This is a genomic window from Acinetobacter sp. Colony158 (assembly GCF_019264745.1).
In the GTDB taxonomy this organism is placed as follows: Bacteria; Pseudomonadota; Gammaproteobacteria; order Pseudomonadales; family Moraxellaceae; genus Acinetobacter; species Acinetobacter ursingii.
On record NZ_CP078523.1, the window covers coordinates 1,855,271 to 1,879,420 of the forward strand.

Annotated in this window: 28 protein-coding genes; 12 read left to right on the top strand and 16 right to left on the bottom strand. The window is 42.1% G+C overall.

Going from position 1 to position 24,150, the window contains the following annotated elements:
* Both JR005_RS14755 and gatC read right to left on the bottom strand, forming a co-directional pair.
* Window positions 1-855, bottom strand: an 855-nt coding sequence (locus JR005_RS14755) for an amidase (RefSeq protein ID WP_267460104.1), incomplete at its 3' end; no start/stop codon positions are given.
* A 71-nt stretch (window positions 856-926) separates the two neighbouring features.
* On the bottom strand, window positions 927-1,238 hold the full coding sequence (gene gatC, locus JR005_RS07665) for an Asp-tRNA(Asn)/Glu-tRNA(Gln) amidotransferase subunit GatC (protein ID WP_004992579.1): 312 nt from the start codon (window positions 1,236-1,238) through the stop codon (window positions 927-929).
* Window positions 1,239-1,369: 131 nt separating this feature from the next.
* Between gatC and JR005_RS07670 the strand changes: the two genes are divergently transcribed.
* From JR005_RS07670 to JR005_RS07695, 6 genes are all read left to right on the top strand, one after another.
* Window positions 1,370-2,410 carry a rod shape-determining protein gene (locus tag JR005_RS07670; RefSeq protein ID WP_004992581.1) on the top strand — a complete coding sequence of 347 codons (1,041 nt, stop codon included), beginning with the start codon at window positions 1,370-1,372 and terminating at the stop codon, window positions 2,408-2,410.
* Window positions 2,411-2,430: 20 nt separating this feature from the next.
* Complete coding sequence (mreC, locus tag JR005_RS07675) at window positions 2,431-3,288, top strand: rod shape-determining protein MreC (protein ID WP_004992584.1); 858 nt, start codon at window positions 2,431-2,433, stop codon at window positions 3,286-3,288.
* Entirely contained in the window at window positions 3,275-3,766 is a 492-nt protein-coding gene (gene mreD / locus JR005_RS07680) for a rod shape-determining protein MreD (RefSeq protein WP_004992586.1), read from the top strand. The genes mreC and mreD overlap by 14 nt, the downstream gene beginning before the upstream one ends.
* Window positions 3,754-4,338: a Maf-like protein gene (locus JR005_RS07685; RefSeq protein ID WP_004992589.1), complete on the top strand. Its 585-nt coding sequence runs from the start codon at window positions 3,754-3,756 to the stop codon at window positions 4,336-4,338. Before mreD ends, JR005_RS07685 begins: the two co-directional genes overlap by 13 nt.
* Before the next feature lie 70 nt (window positions 4,339-4,408).
* Window positions 4,409-5,863: a ribonuclease G gene (gene rng, locus JR005_RS07690; protein ID WP_004992590.1), complete on the top strand. Its 1,455-nt coding sequence runs from the start codon at window positions 4,409-4,411 to the stop codon at window positions 5,861-5,863.
* 139 nt (window positions 5,864-6,002) lie between these two features.
* The gene (locus JR005_RS07695) at window positions 6,003-6,179 is read left to right on the top strand and encodes a PA1571 family protein (protein ID WP_004992592.1); all 177 of its coding nucleotides are present in this window, start codon (window positions 6,003-6,005) and stop codon (window positions 6,177-6,179) included.
* 38 nt (window positions 6,180-6,217) lie between these two features.
* Here JR005_RS07695 and JR005_RS07700 read toward each other — a convergent pair whose 3' ends face one another.
* Together JR005_RS07700 and JR005_RS07705 are read right to left on the bottom strand one after the other, a co-directional pair.
* Window positions 6,218-7,615 carry a WS/DGAT/MGAT family O-acyltransferase gene (locus tag JR005_RS07700; RefSeq protein ID WP_218664826.1) on the bottom strand — a complete coding sequence of 466 codons (1,398 nt, stop codon included), beginning with the start codon at window positions 7,613-7,615 and terminating at the stop codon, window positions 6,218-6,220.
* Window positions 7,616-7,992: 377 nt separating this feature from the next.
* A complete protein-coding gene (locus JR005_RS07705; RefSeq protein WP_151832337.1) occupies window positions 7,993-8,613 on the bottom strand; it encodes a phosphoadenosine phosphosulfate reductase family protein in 621 nt (206 codons plus the stop codon).
* 160 nt (window positions 8,614-8,773) lie between these two features.
* On the opposite strand from JR005_RS07705, the gene thrH reads away from it, so the two are divergent.
* Window positions 8,774-9,391: a bifunctional phosphoserine phosphatase/homoserine phosphotransferase ThrH gene (gene thrH, locus JR005_RS07710; RefSeq protein ID WP_004992598.1), complete on the top strand. Its 618-nt coding sequence runs from the start codon at window positions 8,774-8,776 to the stop codon at window positions 9,389-9,391.
* 96 nt (window positions 9,392-9,487) lie between these two features.
* On the opposite strand, the gene mnmC is transcribed toward thrH, so the two are convergent.
* From mnmC to JR005_RS07730, 4 genes are read right to left on the bottom strand one after another with little or no spacing between them, the layout of a single operon-like run.
* On the bottom strand, window positions 9,488-11,362 hold the full coding sequence (gene mnmC, locus JR005_RS07715; RefSeq protein ID WP_218664827.1) for an FAD-dependent 5-carboxymethylaminomethyl-2-thiouridine(34) oxidoreductase MnmC: 1,875 nt from the start codon (window positions 11,360-11,362) through the stop codon (window positions 9,488-9,490).
* A 35-nt stretch (window positions 11,363-11,397) separates the two neighbouring features.
* Window positions 11,398-11,877, bottom strand: coding sequence for a hypothetical protein (locus JR005_RS07720; RefSeq protein WP_218664828.1), 480 nt, complete (start codon window positions 11,875-11,877; stop codon window positions 11,398-11,400).
* Window positions 11,878-11,881: 4 nt separating this feature from the next.
* Window positions 11,882-12,184, bottom strand: coding sequence for a YciI family protein (locus JR005_RS07725; RefSeq protein WP_004992606.1), 303 nt, complete (start codon window positions 12,182-12,184; stop codon window positions 11,882-11,884).
* 32 nt (window positions 12,185-12,216) lie between these two features.
* A complete protein-coding gene (locus JR005_RS07730) occupies window positions 12,217-12,831 on the bottom strand; it encodes a septation protein IspZ (RefSeq protein ID WP_004994898.1) in 615 nt (204 codons plus the stop codon).
* A gap of 44 nt (window positions 12,832-12,875) precedes the next feature.
* Between JR005_RS07730 and JR005_RS07735 the strand changes: the two genes are divergently transcribed.
* Window positions 12,876-13,727, top strand: a complete 852-nt coding sequence (locus JR005_RS07735) for a PHP domain-containing protein (protein WP_218664829.1) — start codon at window positions 12,876-12,878, stop codon at window positions 13,725-13,727.
* A gap of 4 nt (window positions 13,728-13,731) precedes the next feature.
* Here JR005_RS07735 and JR005_RS07740 read toward each other — a convergent pair whose 3' ends face one another.
* A complete protein-coding gene (locus JR005_RS07740; RefSeq protein ID WP_218664830.1) occupies window positions 13,732-14,649 on the bottom strand; it encodes a LysR family transcriptional regulator in 918 nt (305 codons plus the stop codon).
* A 105-nt stretch (window positions 14,650-14,754) separates the two neighbouring features.
* Between JR005_RS07740 and JR005_RS07745 the strand changes: the two genes are divergently transcribed.
* Window positions 14,755-15,807 carry an aldo/keto reductase gene (locus JR005_RS07745; protein WP_218664831.1) on the top strand — a complete coding sequence of 351 codons (1,053 nt, stop codon included), beginning with the start codon at window positions 14,755-14,757 and terminating at the stop codon, window positions 15,805-15,807.
* A gap of 54 nt (window positions 15,808-15,861) precedes the next feature.
* Here JR005_RS07745 and JR005_RS07750 read toward each other — a convergent pair whose 3' ends face one another.
* Together JR005_RS07750 and radC are read right to left on the bottom strand one after the other, a co-directional pair.
* Window positions 15,862-16,773 carry a bestrophin family protein gene (locus JR005_RS07750; RefSeq protein WP_004992618.1) on the bottom strand — a complete coding sequence of 304 codons (912 nt, stop codon included), beginning with the start codon at window positions 16,771-16,773 and terminating at the stop codon, window positions 15,862-15,864.
* 74 nt (window positions 16,774-16,847) lie between these two features.
* A complete protein-coding gene (radC, locus tag JR005_RS07755; RefSeq protein ID WP_218664832.1) occupies window positions 16,848-17,549 on the bottom strand; it encodes a RadC family protein in 702 nt (233 codons plus the stop codon).
* 113 nt (window positions 17,550-17,662) lie between these two features.
* Between radC and coaBC the strand changes: the two genes are divergently transcribed.
* Both coaBC and cybC read left to right on the top strand, forming a co-directional pair.
* Window positions 17,663-18,919, top strand: a complete 1,257-nt coding sequence (coaBC, locus tag JR005_RS07760) for a bifunctional phosphopantothenoylcysteine decarboxylase/phosphopantothenate--cysteine ligase CoaBC (protein WP_218664833.1) — start codon at window positions 17,663-17,665, stop codon at window positions 18,917-18,919.
* A 119-nt stretch (window positions 18,920-19,038) separates the two neighbouring features.
* On the top strand, window positions 19,039-19,425 hold the full coding sequence (gene cybC, locus JR005_RS07765; RefSeq protein ID WP_004994888.1) for a cytochrome b562: 387 nt from the start codon (window positions 19,039-19,041) through the stop codon (window positions 19,423-19,425).
* A 60-nt stretch (window positions 19,426-19,485) separates the two neighbouring features.
* Here the strand turns inward: cybC and secB are convergent, their stop codons facing one another.
* The 4 genes from secB to rsgA all read right to left on the bottom strand — a co-directional run bounded on the left by secB (window position 19,486) and on the right by rsgA (window position 21,808).
* The gene (gene secB, locus JR005_RS07770; protein ID WP_004992624.1) at window positions 19,486-19,944 is read right to left on the bottom strand and encodes a protein-export chaperone SecB; all 459 of its coding nucleotides are present in this window, start codon (window positions 19,942-19,944) and stop codon (window positions 19,486-19,488) included.
* Window positions 19,945-19,972: 28 nt separating this feature from the next.
* Window positions 19,973-20,230 carry a glutaredoxin 3 gene (gene grxC, locus JR005_RS07775; RefSeq protein ID WP_004992626.1) on the bottom strand — a complete coding sequence of 86 codons (258 nt, stop codon included), beginning with the start codon at window positions 20,228-20,230 and terminating at the stop codon, window positions 19,973-19,975.
* Between the two features lie 10 nt (window positions 20,231-20,240).
* Complete coding sequence (locus JR005_RS07780) at window positions 20,241-20,657, bottom strand: rhodanese-like domain-containing protein (RefSeq protein ID WP_004992628.1); 417 nt, start codon at window positions 20,655-20,657, stop codon at window positions 20,241-20,243.
* Window positions 20,658-20,749: 92 nt separating this feature from the next.
* Window positions 20,750-21,808 carry a ribosome small subunit-dependent GTPase A gene (gene rsgA, locus JR005_RS07785; RefSeq protein ID WP_004992629.1) on the bottom strand — a complete coding sequence of 353 codons (1,059 nt, stop codon included), beginning with the start codon at window positions 21,806-21,808 and terminating at the stop codon, window positions 20,750-20,752.
* Between the two features lie 121 nt (window positions 21,809-21,929).
* On the opposite strand from rsgA, the gene orn reads away from it, so the two are divergent.
* Window positions 21,930-22,481 carry an oligoribonuclease gene (orn, locus tag JR005_RS07790; protein WP_004992630.1) on the top strand — a complete coding sequence of 184 codons (552 nt, stop codon included), beginning with the start codon at window positions 21,930-21,932 and terminating at the stop codon, window positions 22,479-22,481.
* Window positions 22,482-22,589: 108 nt separating this feature from the next.
* On the opposite strand, the gene JR005_RS07795 is transcribed toward orn, so the two are convergent.
* The gene (locus JR005_RS07795; RefSeq protein WP_004992634.1) at window positions 22,590-24,116 is read right to left on the bottom strand and encodes a fumarate hydratase; all 1,527 of its coding nucleotides are present in this window, start codon (window positions 24,114-24,116) and stop codon (window positions 22,590-22,592) included.
* Window positions 24,117-24,150 lie beyond the last annotated feature (34 nt).

The following is a 24,150-nucleotide window of genomic DNA, read 5'->3' on the forward strand; positions in this document are numbered from 1 at the left end:
TGATTCTTCAACACGTGCTTTAACGTCAGCATCTAAACCTGCCACATTGAAGTATTGTTTTGGAATCCCAATACGCAAGCCTTTCAACGAGGTTGCATTTAGATTCGCAACGTAATCATCGACTTCTTTATCGACCGATGTGGAATCTTTGGCATCATGTCCTGCAATCACATTCATCAAATAGGCACAATCTTCAGCCGAACGTGCCATTGGCCCGCCTTGATCCAGTGAAGATGCATAGGCGATCATACCGAAGCGAGAGACACGACCATAAGTCGGTTTTAAGCCCGTTAAGCCGCAGAATGAAGCAGGTTGACGAATCGACCCGCCTGTATCTGTCCCTGTAGCAAAAGGTGCAAGATCAGCCGCCACTGCTGCTGCTGAACCGCCAGACGAACCACCAGGAACTCGATCCACCGCCCACGGGTTTTTGGTCGCACCGAAATAGGAGCTTTCTGAGGTTGAGCCCATGGCAAACTCATCCATATTCACTTTACCCAAAGTGACCAGACCTGCTGCTTTGGCTTTGGCAACCACAGTAGCATCATAAGGAGAGATAAAGTTATCCAGCATTTTTGAACCCGCAGTGGTTTTAATGCCTTGGGTACAGAAAATATCTTTATGTGCTAACGGAATGCCTGTTAATACGGTGGCATGACCTGCTTTGAATGCGGCATCCGCGGCATCGGCTTCAGCCAGTGCTTGTTCAGGTGTAACAGTCACATAACTTTGAATCTTTGTGTCAAGCTTGGCAATACGATCCAGATAATGTTGAGTCAATTCGCGTGAGGAAAATTTCGTCTGGCTTAAGCCTTCGGAAAGTTCACGAATAGATAAGCGATGTAAATCTGTCATAAGTAAAAATTCTATATCGTCAAATTCTAAAATTTAGGGAGATAAATCACAAAGAATTTATCTGTTTTTAACTATTCAATGACGCGTGGAACCAGATAAAGTCCGTCCTGCGTTTCAGGTGCAACTGCTTGATATTCATCGCGATGATTGCTTTCAGTGACCACATCGGCACGCAAGGGCTGCGGGTTGTCAAACGGACTTTTCAGAGGTTCAACACCCTCAGTATCAATGCTTTTTAGGCTGTCCATCATGTCTAAAATTTTATTTAGACTTTGAGCATAGTCGCTAGATTGCGTATCATTAAGCGACAATCGAGCAAGATTGGCGATTTGAGATACGGTTTGTGCATTTAAATCTGAATGCTGAGCATCCGATGTAGACATAACATCACCTAAGTCAGTATTAAAAATTTGCAAATAATGTGGCTTATAATAAGCGATTGACTTGTTCAAAGCATCACATTTAGTTAAAGTTGCCAACTTGCGTCCATATAAAGTTTAACTGAGAACGACCCGTGATTCTAAAACGACTAATTGGCTTGTTTTCGCCAGATCTAGCCATTGATTTAGGTACAGCAAATACACTGATTTATGCACCAGGCCGAGGTATTATATTAAATGAGCCGACTGTTGTGGCGATTCGTCACAGTGGTTCGCAGAAAATTGTAGCTGCGGTAGGTCTCGATGCTAAACAAATGTTAGGTCGTACACCAGCCAATATTTCCGCGATTCGTCCAATGAAAGACGGTGTGATTGCTGATTTCGAAGTCACCGAAACCATGTTGAACCAATTTATTGGTAAAGTACATGAAAAACGCTTATTTCCACCCGCACCACGTGTGGTGGTGTGTGTGCCATGCAAATCAACTTTAGTTGAACGCCGTGCCATCCGTGAGGCTGTATTTAATGCAGGTGCGCGTGATGTGCGTTTAATTGAAGAGCCGATGGCCGCTGCGATTGGTGCAGGTATGCCAGTTGAACAAGCGTGTGGTTCGATGGTGGTTGATGTGGGTGGCGGTACCACCGAGATTGCGATTATCTCACTACAAGGCTGTGTATATGCCGATTCACTACGTATTGGTGGTGATGTGTTCGATGAACAGATTATTCATTATGTGCGTAAGGCGCATGGCTGTGTGATTGGTGAAACGACGGCTGAAATTATCAAAAAAGAAGTGGGCATGGCTGTTTCAGATGGTCAGACCTTGGAAATAGAAGTTCGTGGTCGTAATTTGGCAGAAGGTGTACCTCGCTCAATTACCGTGACTTCTGATGAAGTCATGCAAGCGATTTCTGATCCACTTCAAAGCATTGTCAGTGCGGTGAAATCAGCACTTGAACAAACGCCACCTGAACTCTCTTCTGATATCGCAGAGCGCGGAATTGTCTTAACAGGCGGCGGTGCTTTATTGCGTAATCTGGATAAGTTACTTGCTCAGGAAACAGGCTTACCTGTGGTCGTTGCAGAAGATCCTCTGACTTGTGTGACACGTGGTGGCGGTAAAGTACTGGAGTTCTTTGATAACCCAAATCATGACATGCTCTTTGTTGGTTAATACTTTTTAAGGACGAGGCGGTGCAACCGAATCTTTTTTCAAGACAACCGCCATCTTTTCGCTCGTTTGTCATCGCGGTTATTACATGTCTGGTGTTGCTGTTTATTAACTGGCGTATGCCTCATGTTATCAAGCCTGCGAGGGATGTGACCTATGCTGCATATAACCCGATTTATGCACTAGCCAGCTATCCTGTACTGTCGCGAGAATGGCTCAACCAACAAACCAAGTCTGAAACCCAGTTACGTCGTGAAAATACAGCGATGCAGGCTGAGTTGCTTCAGGCACAGGTGCGCCTACAAAAATTATCTGAACTCTCTGCGGAAAATACCCGTTTGCGAGGGTTATTGGATACGCCTTTAATTATTGATGGGCGTATGGAAATTGCAGAAGTGATCGGGACAGATGCAGATCCATTGCGTCATATCATTATTATCAACCGCGGCGAGACCAATCAGATTAAAGTCGGTCAAACAGTTTTGGATGATAAGGGGATTATGGGGCAGGTCATTAATGTCTATCCACATAGTTCACGTATCATGCTGCTTTCAGATAAAGAACATTCACTTTCTGTGCGTCTGGAACGGACTGGGATGCGCGCCATCGTGTCTGGAACTGGCGATCTTGGACGTTTAAAAATGGAATATGTTCCCACAAGTGCCAATGTACAGATTGGGGATAAAGTCTATAGTTCGGGATTGGGCGAACATTTCCCCGCAGGTTATCTGGTGGGAACAGTCTCGTTGGTCCGTCGACATAATTCGGGTGAGTTCTCTGAAATTGATGTGACTCCTGCGGCGCAGTTGGCCAGTGGACATCATGTTGTGGTGTTATTTTCTGAATCCCTAGCGATGGAGCAACCGTATGCCAATCGCTAAGTTAAAATATGAAAAGCGTAAAGATCCTCTGATCATTATTATTATTTCAATAGTCATCAGTTCGATTTTAATGATTTATCCATTGTCCTATGATGTTTCGGGCTGGCGACCATTGGTGATGTTGATGGTCATGCTGTTCTGGGTGCTGTGTCAGCCAACGTGGTGTGGCGTCTGGTTCGCCTTTGCCACTGGATTATTTACCGATTTATTAATCGATTCGCCATTAGGACTCAATGCGCTGAGTTTTGTTCTGATCACGTTTATTGTGCGTTATTTCACTCGTGAAAGACGGATTTTAACGTTTATGAACTTATGGACGATTGTGATTTTAGCCTTGATTGCGCATTTGGTTTTTATGTGGATGGCGCAAATCATGGGAGGCTTCCATTTTTCCATTGCTCGCCATTGGCAACCGTTGATGACCAGTATTTTATGTTGGCCGATCATTTATTATTGTTTACATAAATGGCGCATTTAATTTTGGCGTCAAGCTCGGCCAGACGACAAGAGCTGCTTAGACAACTTGGTTTGAACTTTGATATTGTTCGTCCAGATATTGATGAATCTATACAGGACAATGAATCCGTTTCGAGTTATGTTGAACGTCTGGCACGAGAAAAAGCTCAAGTCATTTTTAGCCAGTGTCCAGATGCAGTGATATTAGCAGCGGATACAAGTTTGGGACTTGATGGTAAGATCATTGGAAAGCCAGAATCTAAAGCGCATGCTTTTGAAATCTGGACCGCATTGTCCGGTCGTCAGCACGATGTTTTTTCTGGAATTTGTGTAGCCACTGCAAGTGATTTTTTGAGTCAAGTTGTACAGACTCGAGTTGAATTTCAGCATTTAACTCAAGCAGATATGGAAAATTATTGGGCAACAGGGGAACCTGTGGGTAAAGCAGGCGCATATGCCATACAGGGAGCAGCTGCCCAATTTATTCCTCGAATTGAAGGCAGTTATAGCAATGTAGTGGGCTTGCCTTTATTCGAGACAATACAGTTATTAAAAAGAGTTAAGTTTATAGGGGAAAACGGCGGCTTTAATTAATCGATTAGATTGGACGCTTGATCTTCTTTAACTCTGGAACAAGAATTTTTATAACATTTTGAGTTTGAGTATGTCAGAAGAACTACTGATTAATGTCACGCCTATGGAGTGTCGGGTGGCATTAATCCAAAACGGAACAGTCAACGAATTATTTGTTGAGCGGACAGTCAAACGTGGCTTGGTCGGCAATATCTATACAGGAAAAGTGGTTCGTGTATTGCCGGGTATGCAGGCGGCTTTTGTCGATATTGGATTATCCCGAACTGCATTTCTACATATCAATGACATGGTTTGGCCACGTTCGCAGCCAATGCCAAATGTTTTTGAGCTTTTACATCCGGGGCAAATTCTCACTGTGCAAGTGATGAAAGATATGCTTGGTACTAAAGGCGCGCGTTTAAGTACTGATCTCTCCATTCCTTCACGCTATCTGGTTCTGATGCCTTATGGTAATCATATTGGGGTGTCACAGCGGATTGAATCGGAAGAAGAACGAGATCGTCTGCGTAGCATGATTGAGCGTATTCAAAAAGAACACAATTTGCCGGGGAGTGTGATTGTTCGAACGGCGGCTGATGGGATTGATGAAGCATCGATTGCGCAGGATATGTGTTATTTGGCGAAGCTATGGGAGTTTATTCAACGTAAGCAAAAAGGTGGTGTCGTTCCAAATCTAATTTTTGAAGAATTACCTTTACCACAGCGGGTAATCCGAGACTTAGCCAATGAAGAAACCTCAAAGGTATATGTAGATTCACGTGAAATTCATGCAAAACTGGTGGAATTTATCGATGAATTTGTCCCCAATATCAAAGATCGATTGATTCATTATCCCGGCGAGCGTCCATTATTCGATTTATATAATGTCGAAGAAGATATTCAAAAGGCTTTACAGACTCGGGTTGCCTTAAAGTCTGGCGGTTATTTGATGATCGATCAAACCGAAGCGATGACCACCATTGATGTTAATACCGGCTCTTATGTAGGCGGTCGTAGTCTCGAAGACACGGTTTTTAAAACCAATATGGAAGCGACACAGGTCATTGCACGTCAGTTACGACTTCGTAATCTGGGCGGTATTATTATCATTGATTTCATCGATATGCAAGAGGCCTTGCATCGTGAAGAAGTGATGCGTCAGCTCGAAAAAATGCTGGAACGTGACCATGCCAAAACCAAAATTACACAAGTGTCTGAGCTTGGTTTGGTAGAAATGACGCGCAAGCGTACGCGCGAATCTTTGGAGCATTTGCTGTGTGAGTCCTGCCCGACTTGTCAGGGGCGGGGTTATGTGAAGACAGCAGAAACAGTGTGTTACGAGATATTTCGAGAAATTTTAAGATATACCCGAGCATTTGAATCCAAGAGTGGCTTTACTGTCGTTGCGCATCCTGCGGTGATCGATCGCTTATTGACTGCGGAAGCTACTGCTGTCGCGGATTTGGAGCATTTTGTGAATCGTGTCATAAAATTTCAGGTCGAAAATTTATACACGCAAGAGCAATATGACATCATTTTAAGCTGAAATTGTAACAGGATTTCGCTTAATCCTTGTTACAACTGAAATTTTACTTTCGCCTGCGAATTTTAAATACTAGACATATCCAGTAGCCAAAGACAAATTCTCCCTTTTTAGACGTCTTAGCAAGTCGAGGTTCTCTAGCATGAATGTAAGTGAAAGATTACTTGGTCAAGGTTTAAAACATGTCATGGACAGCAGCAATGTTGTGAATACATGTTATATGGTGGACGATCAAGGTAAAGAAGTACAAATTACCACCGCGATGATCCGCTCAGTGTGTCATCAATTACTCAAACAATGTCGTACCATTAAAAAATAAGGGGCATATCAAGCCCCTTATTTTATTCTTGTGATGGCTTAACTGACTGCACTGACTTGAGTTTGACGTTGTTGCATACTTTCTTTTTCTGCAATTAGTTGTTCAAAACGAAGAATTTCATCTTCCAGATGTGTCAATAAATTTTGCATACGTGGCAACGCATTACGGCAAGCGGTTAAACCCACTTCAAGTTTATCCAGATAACTGGTCATGGTGATGTTTAGCGCTTGTCCATCAAGGACAATAGAAGCAGGGTAAAGTGCATCTAGTTTAGCGCCATTCCAGTAAAGTGGCTCACGTGGGCCAGGAACATTGGAAATGACCAGATTAAATGCCTGATGTTTTGGCATCATGCCAGATAAGATATTCAGTCCAGCAGGACCATAGACCACAGCACTATAGTTTAAAATCTGATCACTGGTCATGCGTTTAAAGCGCTGTTTGGCATTTTGTACGCTACGACGAATCGTTTGTAAGCGTTCTAAAGGATCATCTTTATGGGTCGCCAGATTTGCCAGAATCATGGTAATTCGATTACTGACGTCAGAGTCATCACTGCGTAACGAAGCTGGCACCATCGCAATTAATGGTTTATTTGGCAAGCTTTGATGGCTAATTAGATACTCGCGTAATGCACCAGAACACACCGCCAAAACGATATCATTGATGGTGACATCGAGTGCTTTGGCAATATGACGAAAGCGATCTAGTTCAAATGACTGTGCCGCAAAACGGCGTGAAGAACTGACACGTTGATTCAATATTGAACTCGGTGCCTGAAAGCTTGAAACATAATCAGGATTACGCCCAAAGTCTTTTAACAGTGTTTGAGAAAGTTCCTGCATCACGCGTGGTGTAGCTTGCAGTTGATCTTTCAAGCCCATTAACACTTTTTTGATTCGTCCCGGCTTGGACTCTTTTAAACGTTTTGCGCGTTTGCCTTCGACACACCAAGGGGGAACGATACTTTTTTCTGTTGGATCATCTGATAGTGATTTTTCAATCAAATGCATCCCTGCAACGCCATCCACCATGGCATGATGAATTTTGAAGTACATGGCAAAACGGTTGCCTTCAATCCCTTCGATAATATTGCATGTCCAGAGTGGTTTTGCCCGATCAATGAGGGTGCTATGTTCCTGAGAAATATAAATCAGTAACTCGCGAATACGTCCCGGGTGGGGTAAGGAGACATGTCGAAAGTGATGGTCCAGATCGAACTCTTCATCTTCATCCCAAAAGAGGCCGCTCAGTCGATTGTTAAATGGCGGGACAGGAATGGTTTTAGATTTGCGAATATCGTTGACCAGATCTTGCATAAATGTATCTGGGGCATTTTCTGGAATTTCAAATAAAAACAGACCGCCTACATGCATAGGCTGTTGTCTTTTTTCTAAGGATAAGAATATAAAGTCAATTGGGTGTAATGGGCGCATAGCTTGGATTGCCTCACTGCAATTATATCAATAACCCTTGATGAGCTACGTTTTTAGAATTATAGAACACGTGTCTATTAGAAGTGTATGACTAGTATATAAGCAAAAATGTACATAAAGCCAATAAAATGTGATGAATGTTGAGATAACACAGAAGCATTGATTTTACTCAATACTTGTTGTTTATAAATAGACTTATTCGTCCATTTGAAAATGAAGTCTCTATGGGGCATTGATTCATCGCTGTTAAGGTTTTCTTTCATTATCTCCTTTAAAAAAGAGATAAACATGACCTTTGAAAGCCATTGTTTGATTGAATCATTTGATCAATAAAAAAGGTAGCCATTTTCATAAGCTACCTTTTCAAAACTAAGCCATTAATGACTTAAGTGTAAGCCACATTCACGATGTTCTTCACCCTTGGTCGGGTCAAAATAATCTTCATTATCAGGAAGATTATGTTTTTGCATATATTCCCACAGGTCTTTCGATGTCCATTTGAGTAATGGTGCAACCTTAATCAGTCCATCTGGATTGATACTGACTGCGTCCATTTCCGCACGAACTGCGGTATCGGTGGCACGTAAAGCCGTAAACCAGACTTTCGGTGCAGTTTCGCGTAAAGCACGTTCAAATGGTTCTAGTTTGACTTCTGCGGTGAAAGCTTCATGCTTTGGATCATCTAGTGCAGGTACTGGGCCTTCCAAAGCTTCACGATGGGCGCGAGAGCGTTTCGGTAGATAGGTGAGTAGATTGAGATTGAGTAATTGCGTAATTTCATCCACATATTTATAGGTGGTTTCGGTGTTGTAGCCATTATCCATCCACACGACTTGGATGTCTGGTTTAACACGGGTCAGCATATGCAAAATCACGGCTTCAAACGGACGGAAATTCGTCGTCACAATGGCTTTTTCATTCAGGCTCAGCGCCCATTCAATCAACTTTTCAGCATCATTGCCTAATTCTGCATTGATACGTTCTAAATCTAAACTCATTCCAGTGTGCCTTATTAGATATCAACTGATTTTGCAGATTATTATAATCTAATTTGAAGCGTCAACCTGAATAATCGCTCAATTTGAGTTTAAAAGATTGTGTGTGCAGAAAAGTCTACATGTTAAACTAATGCCATTTTTAAAATCCGCTGGAGTGAGCATGGAAATCGTTTGTTTAGACTTGGAAGGTGTTTTGGTTCCTGAAATCTGGATTAATTTTGCAAAAAAAACAGGCATCAAAGAGCTTGAAGCCACTACGCGTGATATTCCAGACTACGATGTGCTCATGACACAGCGCTTAAATATTTTAAAACAACATGGTTTAGGTTTAAACGACATTCAGGCGGTGATTGCGGATATGGGGCCATTGCCTGGGGCGAAAGAGTTTGTGGAATGGGTACGTACTCATTTTCAATTGATCATTCTTTCCGATACCTTCTATGAATTTGCACATCCTTTGATGCAACAACTAGGTTGGCCTACGATTTTCTGTCATAAATTGGAAACAGATGATAAAGGTATGATCACGGCTTATAAACTGCGCCAACCAGATCAAAAACGTGAAGCTGTGAAAGCTTTGCATGGTCTGAATTTTCGTGTAATTGCAGCAGGTGATTCGTATAACGATACCACCATGTTAGGCGAAGCGGATCATGGTTTCTTGTTTGATGCGCCAGATAATGTGATTGCTGAATTTCCTCAATTCCCTGCGATTCATGGATATGATGCGTTAAAAGAAGCGATTCGTTCAGTTTCACAACGTGATATTCCTGCTTAATCGCTAAGTTATTTAAACAAAAGGCGCTTTAAGCGCCTTTTGTTTTTCAAGCAAGAATCATCAAAAAGAGTTACACGGTTTACTGGGTAAAATGGATCAAGCATTAAAATAAGGTTTCTTGGTTTTAACTTTTTTGAAGAAACGGCGCGGATTTAATTTTTGTAATAATGATGCTGGCACGGGACAGGCTTCATACAACATCAAGGCTGCCAATATTTCACTACACAATGGCGCAAATAAAAACCCTTTAGAACCTAAACCTGCAAAGGTAAAGATACGCGAGTTTTCCTGAACTTGTCCGAGTAATGGGAAATAATCAGCCGTTTGCGCTCGGATAGAGGCGCGTCCTTGCCAAACGGCAGGATCTGGCAAGTGTTGTGCATAAGTTGGATAGACGCTGCGGATTAAATGAAAGTTATGCACATGGTCTTCTAGGAGAACATCTTCATCCTCCCGATTTGGGTAAAACGATGCACCTAAAATCAAATGTTGAGCATCCAGTTGCATACAATAACCGCCATAGCTATACGCTTGGTCTTGAGCTAAAGGGTGTTCGCTATTGTTTAGCCAACTGACCTGACCACGAATCGGCTTTAGGTCAGGGTACTGTTCAAATAAGTCTGAACTGGCTTTAGCGCAACACACGACGACTTGATCTGACTCCGCTAAAACATGTTGATCTTGTATGAGTTGAACTATCGACCCGATTTCGATCAATTGTGTGACTTTGCCAATTTTCAGGTCAATATTGCGGTGTTTCAGGATTTGATCACGAAGCTGATGCGGAGAAACCGCGCCAGCCTGCGTCAGCTTTAAACTGGACAAGGTCGTGGCAATTTGACTCTGTTCAGGCGTTTGCGTTTGTAATAATCCAACTGGATATTGTTCTGCAAGATCGAGTAAGTCTTGTGGATTTTTTTGTGCCATTTGGTTGACTTGAATGGCACGAAAAGCTTCAAATTTTGGATAAAAATTTAAAGCATATTGCCATGTCAGGGTCATTAAATGCTCATGCGCTTGTTCAATCGGACAGAGTTTTGGATTAAGCAAGGCCAACGGATTGCCTGATCCACCTGAGAGGGGTTGCTTCTGCTCATAGATGGTGATGTGGTGTCCACGTTGAGCCAATGCCCATGCCACATTTAAACCTGCGATTCCCGCCCCAATAACCGCAATATTTTGAGGTTTAAAGACTTGTGTAGGCTGATCTATAGCAGATGATTCAGTTTTTTCTTCAGTCTGTTGCCAGATTGCTTTGAGCATTTCACGTTTATGACCAAACCCTTTGGGTCTGGAAATGGCAATGCCATGTTTTTTAAGGCCGCGCTTGAGTACACCTGCCACACTAAACGATGCAAAAGTTGTCCCAATATCAGAAAGCCTGACGATGTGATTGAGCACCTGTTCTTCCCAAAGCTCTGGATTACATGAGGGTGCAAAGCCATCCAGAAACCATGCATCAACCGCTTTGGTTTTTTCAATCATAGGGAAAACATCATGTGCATCACCTAGCCATAGATCCAGACTAAATCGTTCTTCAGGAAAACTTAAACGATGACAGCCTGCGATTGGAAGTGGATACTGTGCAATAAGTTGGTCGGCAAGAGGTTTGAGTTCAGGCCAAGCATTCAATGCACGAATCAAATCGGTTTTGCTTAAAGGATATTTTTCAACGCTGATGGCGTGTAAATGGCTCTGATTAGCTGGACGTACCTGTTGCCAGAGTTGCCACAATGTTAAAATATTTAAGCCTGTACCAAACCCTGTTTCACCGACACAGAAATACTGAAAGGGCTGTAATTGAGCTAATCGTGAACTGAGATCGTTGCCATTTAAAAAGACATGTCGGGTTTCAAGTAAGCCATTGGCTTTAGAGAAATAAACATCGCCAAACTGTCTGGAAATGGGAATATCAATGCCATCGACAGATTCCCAATCCAGTTCAGCCGTTTCAATACCAGAGCTTGTCACTGAAAAACCTTTAAAATCGTTTTAAAGGATGAATTTTACCACTGACGACGACGTTTGGTGTGAATATAACTGGCAATCAGAAAGCCCAGAAATACACCTACGCCCATGACTGCACCGCCGTACAAAAACATTTGCGCACTGCGTTCACTTTGTAAGACTTGAACTTGAACCAACAAATTATCATTTTTGAGTTGTAACTCTTGATTCTGAGTTAAAGCATCCAGATTGGCTTGTTCCAGTTGTTTGAGTCGTCCTGCCTGATCTTTAACCAATGCCTTGATTTTATTGTCCTGATCAGCTTTGGCTTTTGCAATTTGTTCGGCTGTTAACGGTTTGGTTTCTGCATTTGGGTCAGCCACAACAGCGCTATTGGCAGGCGCTGGTTTTGCAGTTGYRGTTGTCGTGGCGCTTGCTGCCACTGATGTTGGAGCTGCTGCGTTGGGTACAGCTTCAACAGCCCATGCCGTCGAACATAATAGTGATAAACCAATAAGCACTTTGGAAATGGTTGACATAATTTTACTCTTTCGGAAATGCTTTATTGAATGGTTTAACTTCAATGTTTGCATAGATCCCTTCAAGCAGGAAAGGCTCATCTTTGAGCCATGTATCCAGTGCTTCGCGGCTGTCAAAGTCTACAATAATGGTACTGCCATAAAAACCCGCTTGTGGATTGGTCGGATCTTTAGGCATTGCACCTGCCACAATCAGACGACCTTCATCATCCAGTTTTTGTAATCGTTCAAGATGTTGAGGGCGAACAGCTAAACGTTTTTCTACAGTTCCGTCATTGTCGGTACAGGTGACTACAAATAATGGCATAGGTCAATCTCAGAGTTTGATTTTAAAGCAATTTAAGCATCAGGTGATTTAAAGTATTTACGCAATACAACAAACTGAATAATGATAAAGGAAAACATGACGATCATGTCACCAAAAGCTGTAAATTCACCCCAATATTTGCCATGCATAAAAATAAAGGCAAAAAAGCAATGTAACAGCGACATCACCACAAACATGGCCGCCCAGGCAAAGTTTAAGTTTTTCCAGCCTTGTTCACTCAGTTCAAAAATCGGGCCAAATAAACGTTGGATCAGTGGTTTCTTATCTTTACTGAACATCGGTGAAAGTAAAAATGCCCCTGCAAAAATCAGATTTAAAATCACTGCTTTTAAACGGATATAGAAATCATCACTGAGCATCAAGGTAATACCGCCAAAAATGACGGTCATAAACAGCACAATCCATTGCTGTTTTTCCAGACGGAACTTTTGGGTAATGAACAAACCACCATAAATAACCAACATGGAAATAATCAGACCCGTTGTCGCGACGAGAATATTATTGTTATCGACACCACCTGCTGATCCAATCAATTGTAATAAGGGATGATGCGTATCTTTGGGATCAACGGTTTTGTATAAATAAAAGAAAATAATGAGGGGCACAAAGTCTAAAAGTGCTTTCATGTTAGAGTATCTAAACTGGATCAACGAAGTGGCATAGTATAAAGATGCAAGGCATAGATTTACATACACATAGCAATATTTCTGATGGAACTTTGTCACCAGATGCATTGGTCAAATCGGCAGTTGAATGTGGTATTCATACACTGGCCTTGACTGATCACGATACGATGGATGGTGTAGAGTTTGTTAGAAAAACTGCTCAACAGTATGATATTCATATCATTTCTGGTGTTGAAATCTCCAGTCAATGGTCACGCCCAGCCACGAAAAAGAGCTATGGGGTGCATATTGTCGCCTTAGATATGCAACAGCCAGAACCTTTACAAGATGCACTTACGATACAAAAAAAGATTCGTGCAGAACGTGCCAAACAAATTTGCCATTTACTTAAAAGTTGTATCGGACAGGATATTTATGAAGATGTGCTGACTTTGGTCGATGGAGAAGCAGATCGAATCACGCGAACGCATATTGCCAAAACCCTCGTGAACAAGGGTATTGTTTCACGTCCGCAGCAGGCTTTTGATCGGTTTTTAAAAGAAGGTAAACGCGCTTTTGTAAAATTTGATGGTTTGAGTCTGCAAGAGACCATTCAGATCATTCATCAGAGTGAAGGTTATGCAATATTGGCGCATCCGACGCGCTATGATTTATCGGCGACCAATGTCCGTTATTTGATTGAACTGTTTGCACAACTCAAAGGCGATGCGGTGGAATTACCACCGAGTGGTGAGCCCTTATCTACTCGTCAAATGGTCGATCGAATGATCGAACTGTTGGAATTAAAAGTTTCAATTGGCAGTGATTTTCATGGCGATAATATGCCGTGGATCAAACTTGGGCATACACCTGTGCCTAAAGCGGATCAACAGGGGATTTGGAATGTGTTTAGATAAAAGTTTAATTGGTTTTATCGTCATACCACGGATATTGATATTGAAAGTAATGGCTTAAGTATTCTAAGAAGAATTGGATTTTGGGTGGAACAAGTTTTCGATTTGGCCATACAGCATAAATCGAAGTAGATTCGACGGGATAATTGTGAAGGATCTGAACAAGTCTACCTGAGGCTAAATCATCAGCGATATGCCAGATCGAATGATTGGATATGCCTAATCCAGATAAGGATGCCTGTCTGATTGCTCCACCAGAGTTCGTTGTAAAATATCCATTGACACGGATAGTTTGATATTCAGCATTTTCATCAAGCAACTGCCAATGATCCGTTAAACCATTTTCATGCTGTTGTAACAGACATCGGTGCAATGTCAATTCAGATGGGGTCTGAGGACAACCATATTTTTGCAGATAATCTGGAGATGCACACAATAAGCGTTTATTTAAAGTTAATGGTTTTGCAATTAAGCTCGAATCTCTCAACTGACCAATTCTAATCGCCAAATCCATACCATATTTGATGAGATCAATATTTTGGTCATTTAAATCCAGATAAATTTTTAGCTCAGGATGCAAAAGAGAAAACTCAGCAATAATAGCCGTTAAAATTTTCGTTCCAAAGGTTGAAGATGTTGTAATTCTGAGTGTTCCATTGAGAGTATGGTCTTTGACTTTTAACGACTGTTGTACATTTAAAAAATCAGAAATCCAAGGGCGACCGTGCTCAATGAGTATTTTTCCTTCTTCCGTCAGGTTTAATTTTCTTGTGCTTCGGTGAAATAAACGTAACTGTAGATTGTTTTCTAATCGCTGAATCCTTTGGCTGGCAACAGATACCGAAATATTGGCTTCTTGTGCAGCTTTACTGATGGAGCCAAGATCTGCAACCCGAATAAAAAATTGAAAATCTTCTGTATTCATGATCAATAAAATCAGAAAAGTATTTTCTCATTATCGTGGTTTTTTTGAAAATGTCATTGCGCTATTGTGAATTTAACAAGATAAAACACGAGGCTGGAGTGAGTAATGAATTATCATTTTTTAGGAAACTCAGGTTTAAAAGTCTCTGAGTTTGGTTTTGGTGCAGGGACTTTAGGCGGCAAAGGTCAACTTTTTTCTGCTTGGGGACAACCGAGTCAAACCGAAGCTAATCGTATGATCCAAATGTGTCTGGATGCTGGAATTAATTTTTTTGATACTGCTGATGTCTATTCCGATGGCGAGTCTGAGACAATGTTGGGCAAGGCTTTAGCCTTAGATAGAAAAGACACGATTATTTCTACCAAAATCGGTATTCGAAGCTCAGATGCGTTAAATGCGGCAGGTTTTAGCCGCAACTATTTGCAATATGCCGTAGAGCAGTCTTTAAAGCGCTTGGGTACAGATTATATTGATGTGTTGCAACTCCATCAGTTTGATAGCTTTACTTCATTGCATCAACTGATGAAAACACTGGATGAATTGGTTCGAAGTGGAAAAGTACGTTATATCGGCGTTTCAAATTTTTCAGGTTGGCAATTAATGAAGGCACAAGCGATTGCCGATCATTATGGTTATGAAAAGTTTGTGGTCAATCAGGTTTACTACTCATTGATCGGTCGGGATTATGAATGGGAGTTAATGCCTTTAAATGATGATCAACAAATTGCTGCTGTGGTCTGGAGTCCATTAGGCTGGGGGCGTTTGACAGGGAAATTTGATCGACAACATCCGATCCCTGCTGAAAGTCGCTTGCATGATACTGCCCAATTTGCTCCTCCTGTCAACGAAGATCATTTATACCAAGTGATTGATGCTTTGAAAGAAATTTCGGAACAAACAGGCTATACCATTCCTCAAATTTCTTTGCAGTGGTTATTACAAAGACCCACTGTGGCGAGTGTGCTGATTGGCGCTCGAAATGAAACACAACTTCAAGATAATCTAAAGGCCAAAGATATTTATTTATCCCATGAACATGTTGAAAAATTGAATCAAGCAAGTGCGATTTATCCAGCTTATCCTTATTATCCGTACTGGAATGGACAATTTACAGAGCGCTTTAAACCAATTGTTGACTCTCAATTTATTCGTCACTGATCTGAAGCATTTTCTATAAGATCTATGCGCGAGATTATAAGAAGAGGCTAGAGGTTATAACAAATTATGATCTTGTGCTTGAATAGGCGGTGGGGTTGGTCTGCCTAAAGTTCCTAATAACTCAATTTCGATGAGCCGCACCATCGAGTCGAGTGGAAGGTCATTACTTTGTGTGCCAAAGGGTTCTTCAATTTCAGAACTTAAAGCATCCAGCCCTAAAAAAGTATAGGTTAAAATCCCGACCAGTAATGGCGTCCCTAAACCCAGAATAGGCCCCACGCTAAAAGGCAACATAAAACAGAAAAAGAATACGGTACGATTCAGCAAAACCGAGTAAGCAAAAGGAATAGGAGTGTTGGCAATACGGTCGCAACCGGTCTGTACTAGACTGAGTTCGGTGACATAGCGATTTAACTGCGTGTAAATAATGTCACTGATCTCACCTTCTTTGAGCGATTGCATTAACTCCCATTGAATCAGGCTTAAAGTGTATTGTGGCGCATTATGTTGTTGATAGAGCTGCGTCAGGGCTTGTTGACTCATTCCTGTGGTTTCTGTCAGCTCAGTCGGATGGGCGGTTTGATGACGCAGGCGATCGCGAAGTGTATTGGCAAAAACAATCACATGTTGTATGACTTTTTCACGACGACCTTGTGGCAAAATACGACAGTCCCGATCAAAATGACGCGCATTGGCGATCAAAGCTCCCCAGAGTTTACGGCCTTCCCACCAGCGATCATAACAGGCACTATTTTTAAAGCCTAAAAAAATGGAAAGTACGACGCCAATGAGGGTAAAACCGACAAGGGGAAGTTCTGGGAAATGATAAATCTGAGTATATTCAAGCCCACCGACAATCGCAGAGAGCAGCATCACCACGCCGAGAGCAGGTAAAATTTTGGGTAAAATCGTTCCGCGCCAAGAAAACAGTAACTTTATGAGATCGGTTTGGTCGCGTACAATCATGATTCAACGGGCAAGGATTTTTTTATGATCTTTACCAGTTGGTCAGACTTTGTCAATACAATTGCCACATGATTTTATAAATTGAGCAGTCGCTGTTCAGCAAATGAAAAAGTTGCCTGTTTAGCCACAATAATATGATCAATCAACTTGATCTCGACACATTCACAAGCCTGTTTTAACTGTTGGGTCATTTCAATATCTTCGACCGAAGGCTGTACTTCACCAAAGGGATGGTTATGTGCAATCACGATAAAACTAGCATGTTGTTGAATGGCATAACGCAAGGTTTGTTTGATTGAAACACTGCAAAAATTGGTAGAGCCAAAAAACAGTTTCTTGAAATGTAACTTGCGTAACTGACTGTCCAGACACAGGACAGCAAATACTTCCTGCGTTTCACCTTGTAACTCATAACGTAAATAATCGAGTACCAGTTGAGATGAATCCAGATTTAAATGATCTTGATGAAAATGATTATTCAAATAACGCCTGCCTAACTCCTTGACTGCCATTAATTGTGAATATTTGGTCGCGCCCATTCCATGAAACTGACACAGCTCTTCCTGTGAAGCGTCAAATACAGGATTAAGTCCCCCAAAATGCTGAATCAGGAGTCTAGCCAGTTCAACCGCAGAGTGCTGTCTGGAGCCTGAACGTAAGAAAATCGCCAGTAATTCTGCATCTGATAAACTGCTTGCGCCTTGTTCTAGCAGGCGTTCACGTGGGCGTTCTTGTTGTGGCCACGCTTTGATCGATTGTTTAATAGAATGATTCATTATAAATATCACTTATTGCCATTATTTTAATTCTGATTTCATAGCCAATCACTTGGGTATGCGCGTATTTAATGCTATTGTGAGCGCCACTGCAACATAAAGGTAAGCTGTTTGTGAGCTTTGATTTAAGTGTTATTCCTCATAAAAACATCATCCTAGCGGTTACTGGCGGCATAGCAGCCTACAAAAGTGCGATTATCGTTCGTCGGCTAAAAGATTATGGATTTAATGTGCGTGTGGTGATGACCCACGGCGCACAAGCATTTATTACCCCCTTAACTTTTCAGGCACTTTCAGGTAATCCTGTACATACCGAATTACTAGATCCTGAAGCAGAAGCGGGCATGGGGCATATCGAGTTGGCGCGTTGGGCAGACTTGGTTTTGGTTGCGCCAGCAAGCTGCGATACTTTGGCAAAATTTGCGCACGGTTTAGCAGACGATTTACTCAGCACCTTGTATTTGGCGACTAAAGCGCCTATTTGGGTCGCGCCTGCCATGAATCAGCAAATGTGGGCAGCAAAAGCCACACAGCGTAATTTACAAACATTGGTGGAAGATGGCATTCATGTGATTATGCCTGATGCAGGTTCGCAGGCCTGTGGAGATGTTGGTCTAGGGCGTATGCCTGAACCTGAGCAATTGGCTTATCAGGTGCGCGAATATTTTCATAAAGCCCAACGTGCCATAGCAGAAAAATTTGGATTATTGGCGGGTAAGCATGTGGTGGTGACCGCAGGGCCTACACGCGAAGCGATTGATCCTGTGCGTTATATATCCAATCATAGTACGGGGAAAATGGGCTTTTCGCTTGCGGCGGCTTGCTATGCAGCAGGCGCTAAAGTGACCTTAATTGCAGGTCCTGTAACACTGGATACACCAAATGGTGTGCAACGTGTCAATGTTGCTTCAGCTGTGCAAATGCTGGATGCGAGTATGCAAACGCTAGATGAAGGCTGTGATATTTTTATCGCAACGGCAGCAGTGGCAGATTACCGCGTTGCTCAAGTGGCAGATCAAAAAATTAAAAAAGCAGGCGATGAGTTAGCAGTTTCTCTGATTAAAAATCCAGATATTGTTGCCACGATTGCACAGCAAGAACAGCGCCCATTTATGGTGGGTTTTGCCGCAGAAACACAAAATGTTGAAGAATATGCAGCAGGCAAACTGGTGGCGAAAAAACTGGATATGATCGCTTGTAACGATGTCTCACGTAAAGATATTGGTTTTGCTTCAGATGAAAATGCCATGACGGTGTTTTTTGCACAAAGTTATCATATGAAGAAACGTGAGCTGGAAAAAGCTTCTAAACAGGAAATTTCGCAGCAATTGGTCGAAGCTATTGCAGATGCTTTAAAACGCAAAATTTAAACCGCCTGTGTTTATACAGCTAAATTTGAGACAAAGCTCCAACAAAAGGCGCTTTTTCTTTTTTTGAAACTTGGTTATGTTTGAGCAGTCAAATGATTGACTAAACAGGGAATGCACCGATGAAGACAGTATGGTTCAGTGCATTGTTTCTAAGTTGTTTTGGATTGAGCCACCTTGCGACGGCAGCCACTTTACATGACAACATGGTAACAATTGCAACTGCTTATGCAGATTTTAATAAATCGACTAATGCCAACGATGCCAGTTCTGCACTGACAAAAATGCGAATGGCTGCGCTTGATTCTAAAGCATCGAAACCCAATAAATTAAAAAATCAGCCAGATCATAGCGCTGATGTTAAAGCCTATCGGGCTGGACTTGATCAATTGGTCGCTGAAATTGATAAGACGTCTGGATTGGTCAAAGCCAATCAATTGGCTCAGGCGAAAGTAGAAGGCAAAAACCTGCTTAATATTCGCAATGAAAATCATAAAAAATTTAAATAAAGCCTGACCGAATATTAGACATAAAAAAACCACCAAACGGTGGTTTTTTTATTTGGGCGATTAGGCCTGACCTTCAGCAACGGTTGCCTGAGCACGTTGCATATTGGCTTCAAATTCAGCATCAAAGTTGATAGGAGTCAACAGTAATTGAGGGAAACTGCCTTTTGTCACCATATCATTGACTGCTTCACGCAAAAACGGGAACAGAATGTTCGGGCAGTAAGCACCTAGAATGTATGGAAGGCGTTCTTCTTCAATATTTTCAATCAGGAAAATACCTGCTTGAGTGACATCTACAATAAACGCTGTCTCGCCATCATTATTGGCTTGAACCACTACTTTTAATGACACTTCAAAATGTGTTGGATCAACTTTTTCAGCAGCAGATGAGAGGTTGATATTCAACTCTGGTTGCCATTGTTTAGTAAAAACTTGCGCCCCAGGAACTTCAAATGAAATGTCTTTGGTATAAAGACGTTCTAAAGCGAGTTGTGGTTGAGTTTGTTGTTCTTCACTCATTCTTTTTTCCTTTACAATTTAAGCGAGTTTAGGCCAGTAACGGGTCGAGTTTACCATCACGCTCTAAAGCATAAAGCTGGTCAAAACCACCAATAAACTGATCATTAATAAAAATTTGAGGCACAGTGCGATGATTGGTGCGTTGCATCAATTCAACACGTACTTCTGGTGCTTCATTGGATAAATTAATTTCTTTATACTCAACGCCTTTACGCTCAAGAAGCTGTTTTGCACGCACACAATACGGACACATTGTGGTCGAGTAAATCGTGATATTTGCAGACATAAAGTTCTCCTTAAGCTTTGGTTTTGCTTTTCACCAGTGGCAGGTTTTGTGCTTTCCAGTTACTAATTCCGCCATCAAGACGATAACTGTCAGCATGACCAACTTTTTGCAGGGCACTACCTGCAACCTGACCTAAATTACAAATGAACACCAATGGGCGATCACTTGATTTTAACTCATCAATATGGCTAGTCAGTTGGCTGTATGGAATGTTACGACTACCGCTGATATGACCTTCACGAAAATCACCCGCATCACGTAGATCAATCAGTTGAGCATTTTTCGCTTTAACTAAAATACCAAGTGATTGTGGGGAAATCTTACGACCATTACGTTGCCCTTCAAAGACAAAGAACAGCACAATTAAAACAGCCAAGATTCCAAACAAAAAGGGGTGATTCCCCATAAACTCTAACCAGCGTTCCACAAGTCACCTAATTCAGCTTAAAATTGACGTAGAGTATAGCTCATATACATGGTGATCAAAATCACCAGTTCAAGGGTAATTTTGATAGAAAATTAACTTTTTTGTTGCGCATCCTGAATTTCTTCATTTAAACGCAAATAACTTTCAAGTCTGCGCGGTAAAATTTCACCCGCGACAACCGCATTTTTGAGTGCGCACTGTTTTTCATGCGTATGCGTACAATTACGGAATTGGCAATGTCCCAAGTGCGCTGCAATTTCTGGGAAGCCTTCACGAATTTTATCGGCATTTAAATGCCAAAGCCCAAATTCACGTATCCCAGGAGAATCAATCAACGCACCATTTTGACCAAAACTGATCAACCGAGTGGACGTGGTGGTGTGTTGTCCCAATGCCGAGTTCTCTGAAATGATATTGGTTTTTTGTTCTGCATCTGGCACGATGGCATTGATGAGTGAACTTTTACCCACACCAGACTGCCCAACAAATGCCACGGTTTCACCATCGAGTCGTTCACGTAACGCTGATAAATCACCTTTGGCCTGACAAATCAGACTTTCATAACCCAGCGCCTTATATTCATCGAGCAAGGTCAAAATTGGATCATGGTCTTGTAGTAAATCAGATTTATTGAGTACCAACAGCGCAGGGATATTGGCGTCTGCACAGGCGACTAAATATCGATCAATCAGACTCGGTGCAGGTTCTGGCAATGGCGCAAAGACAATCACAATCAGACTGATATTGGCCGCCACAGGTTTGACTTTATGGTAGCGATCAGGACGAGTGAGTAAGGATTGGCGTGGATGAATGGCAGTAATAATGCCTAAACCTGTATTGGGATCGGCCTGCCATTTGACTCGATCACCTGTGACCAAGAGTTCAAGATTGGTGCGCGTATGACAACGCCAGACACTGCCGATTTCTATGGGTTTCCAAAAAGGTTCTGGTTCACCCTCAGCAACTACGGGTTTTTCAGGATGAGGCTCGGGTACTGATAAAGCCTGTACTTCAAGTTGGCGACCATAGTGCTGCACAACCAAGCCTTCCAGATCATGAGAAGTCTCGATTTCCTCTTGGCGTGCCTTATGCTGTTTGTCTATGCGGCGTTGCTGTTGTTCAGTTAAACGCCGTTTACGAATTAGAGCCATTCATTCCTAAAACCCACTGTTTGAGGTGGCAAAAATAGCATGAACTGGCTATGGAATTACAGCCAAGATGTAATTAATTTGCTACTATTGATGTTTTTCAAGCCTTTAAGATTCCATATTCATGAGCAGCACATTAGATACACGGTTAATCTGGATTGACCTCGAAATGACTGGTTTAGATACAGACAATGACCAGATTATTGAAGTTGCAACGATTATTACAGATGATCATTTAAATATTTTGGCAGAAGGTCCAGTTTTGGCGGTGCATCAGCCAGATCGTATTTTAAATGCTATGGATGAATGGAATACACGTCAACATGGACAGTCCGGCTTGATTGAACGTGTGCGTCGTAGCAAATTAACCGCTCAGGATGCAGAGCAGCAAACGCTTGAATTTTTAAAAAAATGGGTCAGCCCAAAAAGCTCGCCCATGTGTGGTAATTCGATCTGTCAGGATCGCCGTTTCTTGCATCGTTTGATGCCTGAACTCGAACAATTTTTTCATTACCGTAATTTGGACGTGTCGAGTGTGAAAGAACTGGCTAAACGCTGGCGTCCAGAAATCATGAGCGGCTTGAAAAAGAATGCTTCGCATTTAGCGATGGATGATATTCGTGATTCGATCGCCGAGCTGAAATATTATCGTGAATACTTTTTTATTAAGAACTAATCAATTAGAAAATAAAACGATACGTTAATGATTTTGTATAGATTGGATAAAATTTACTGACAAAAAAAGCACCCCGAAAGGTGCTTTCTTTATATCTTAGATAAGTATTTAAACTGCCGCAGCATCAGTAACTGGAATTTTACCAATCTTGGCTTGCCAGATTTTAGGCGCAATCGCATGAATGGATGTACCATTCACATCAACAGCCACTGAAACAGGCATGTCTTCAACCACAAATTTGTAGATCGCTTCCATACCTAAGTCAGCAAAGGCAACCACTTCAGCTTCACGCACCGCTTTAGACACCAGATAAGCTGCACCACCGACTGCCATGAGGTAAGTCGCTTTATTGTCCTTAATGGCTTCAATCGCCGTTGGACCACGATCTGCTTTACCAATCATGCCGAACAGGCCAGTGTGTTCAAGTACTTTACGGGTGAACTTATCCATACGGGTTGCGGTTGTCGGACCAGCAGGGCCAACCACTTCATCGCCTACTGGATCAACTGGACCCACGTAATAGATAAATTTACCTTTAAGATCAACAGGTAATTCTTCGCCGTTGTCGATCATATCGACCATACGTTTATGTGCTGCATCACGACCTGTATACATGGTACCACTCAGCAATAAGGTATCACCCGGCTGCCATGAGTTCATTTCTTCCTGAGTAATGGTATCTAAATTCACACGTTTAGATTTAGATGAATCCCATGTTACAGCAGGATAATCTTCAAGTTTTGGTGCCTGAATATGAGCAACACCAGAACCATCTAGTTGGAAATGTGCATGACGAGTCGCCGCACAATTTGGAATCATACCGACAGGTTTGCTCGCAGCATGGCAAGGATAATCCTTGATTTTAATATCCAGTACTGTGGTTAAACCACCAAGACCTTGCGCGCCAATTCCGAGTGCATTGACTTTCTCAAAGATCTCGATACGAAGTTCTTCCATTTTGCTTTGAGGGCCGCGACGAAGCAATTCGTCCATGTTGATTTCTTCCATCAATGCTTCTTTGGCAAGCATCATGGCTTTTTCAGCAGTACCGCCAATCCCGATCCCGAGCATGCCCGGTGGACACCAGCCTGCACCCATGGTTGGAACAGTTTTCAGTACCCAATCCACAATCGAATCAGATGGATTTAACATCGCAAGTTTCGATTTATTTTCTGAACCGCCACCTTTGGCTGCAACCGTAATATCTACTTTATTACCCGGAACGAGTTTATAGTGGATCACCGCAGGGGTGTTGTCTTTGGTATTTTTACGACCAAAAGCAGGATCAGCTAAAACAGAAGCACGAAGTACATTAGAGTTCTCTAAATAACCCTGACGTACACCTTCATTAATGGCATCATCCAAGCTCATGCTAAGATCAAATTTAACGTCTAAGCCCACTTCAAGGAAAACGTTGACGATCCCCGTATCCTGACAGATTGGGCGATGACCCTCTGCGCACATACGCGAGTTAATCAGGATTTGTGCAATCGCGTCTTTAGCAGCTTGGTTTTCTTCACGATCATAGGCACGACTCATGGCTTGAATAAAGTCTTGCGGGTGATAGTAAGAAATGAATTGAAGGGCATCCTTGACCGAAGTGATCAAGTCATCTTGTTTGATAATTGTGGTCATATCAAAAATCTCTTGAGCGGGCAGTTAGCTAGCG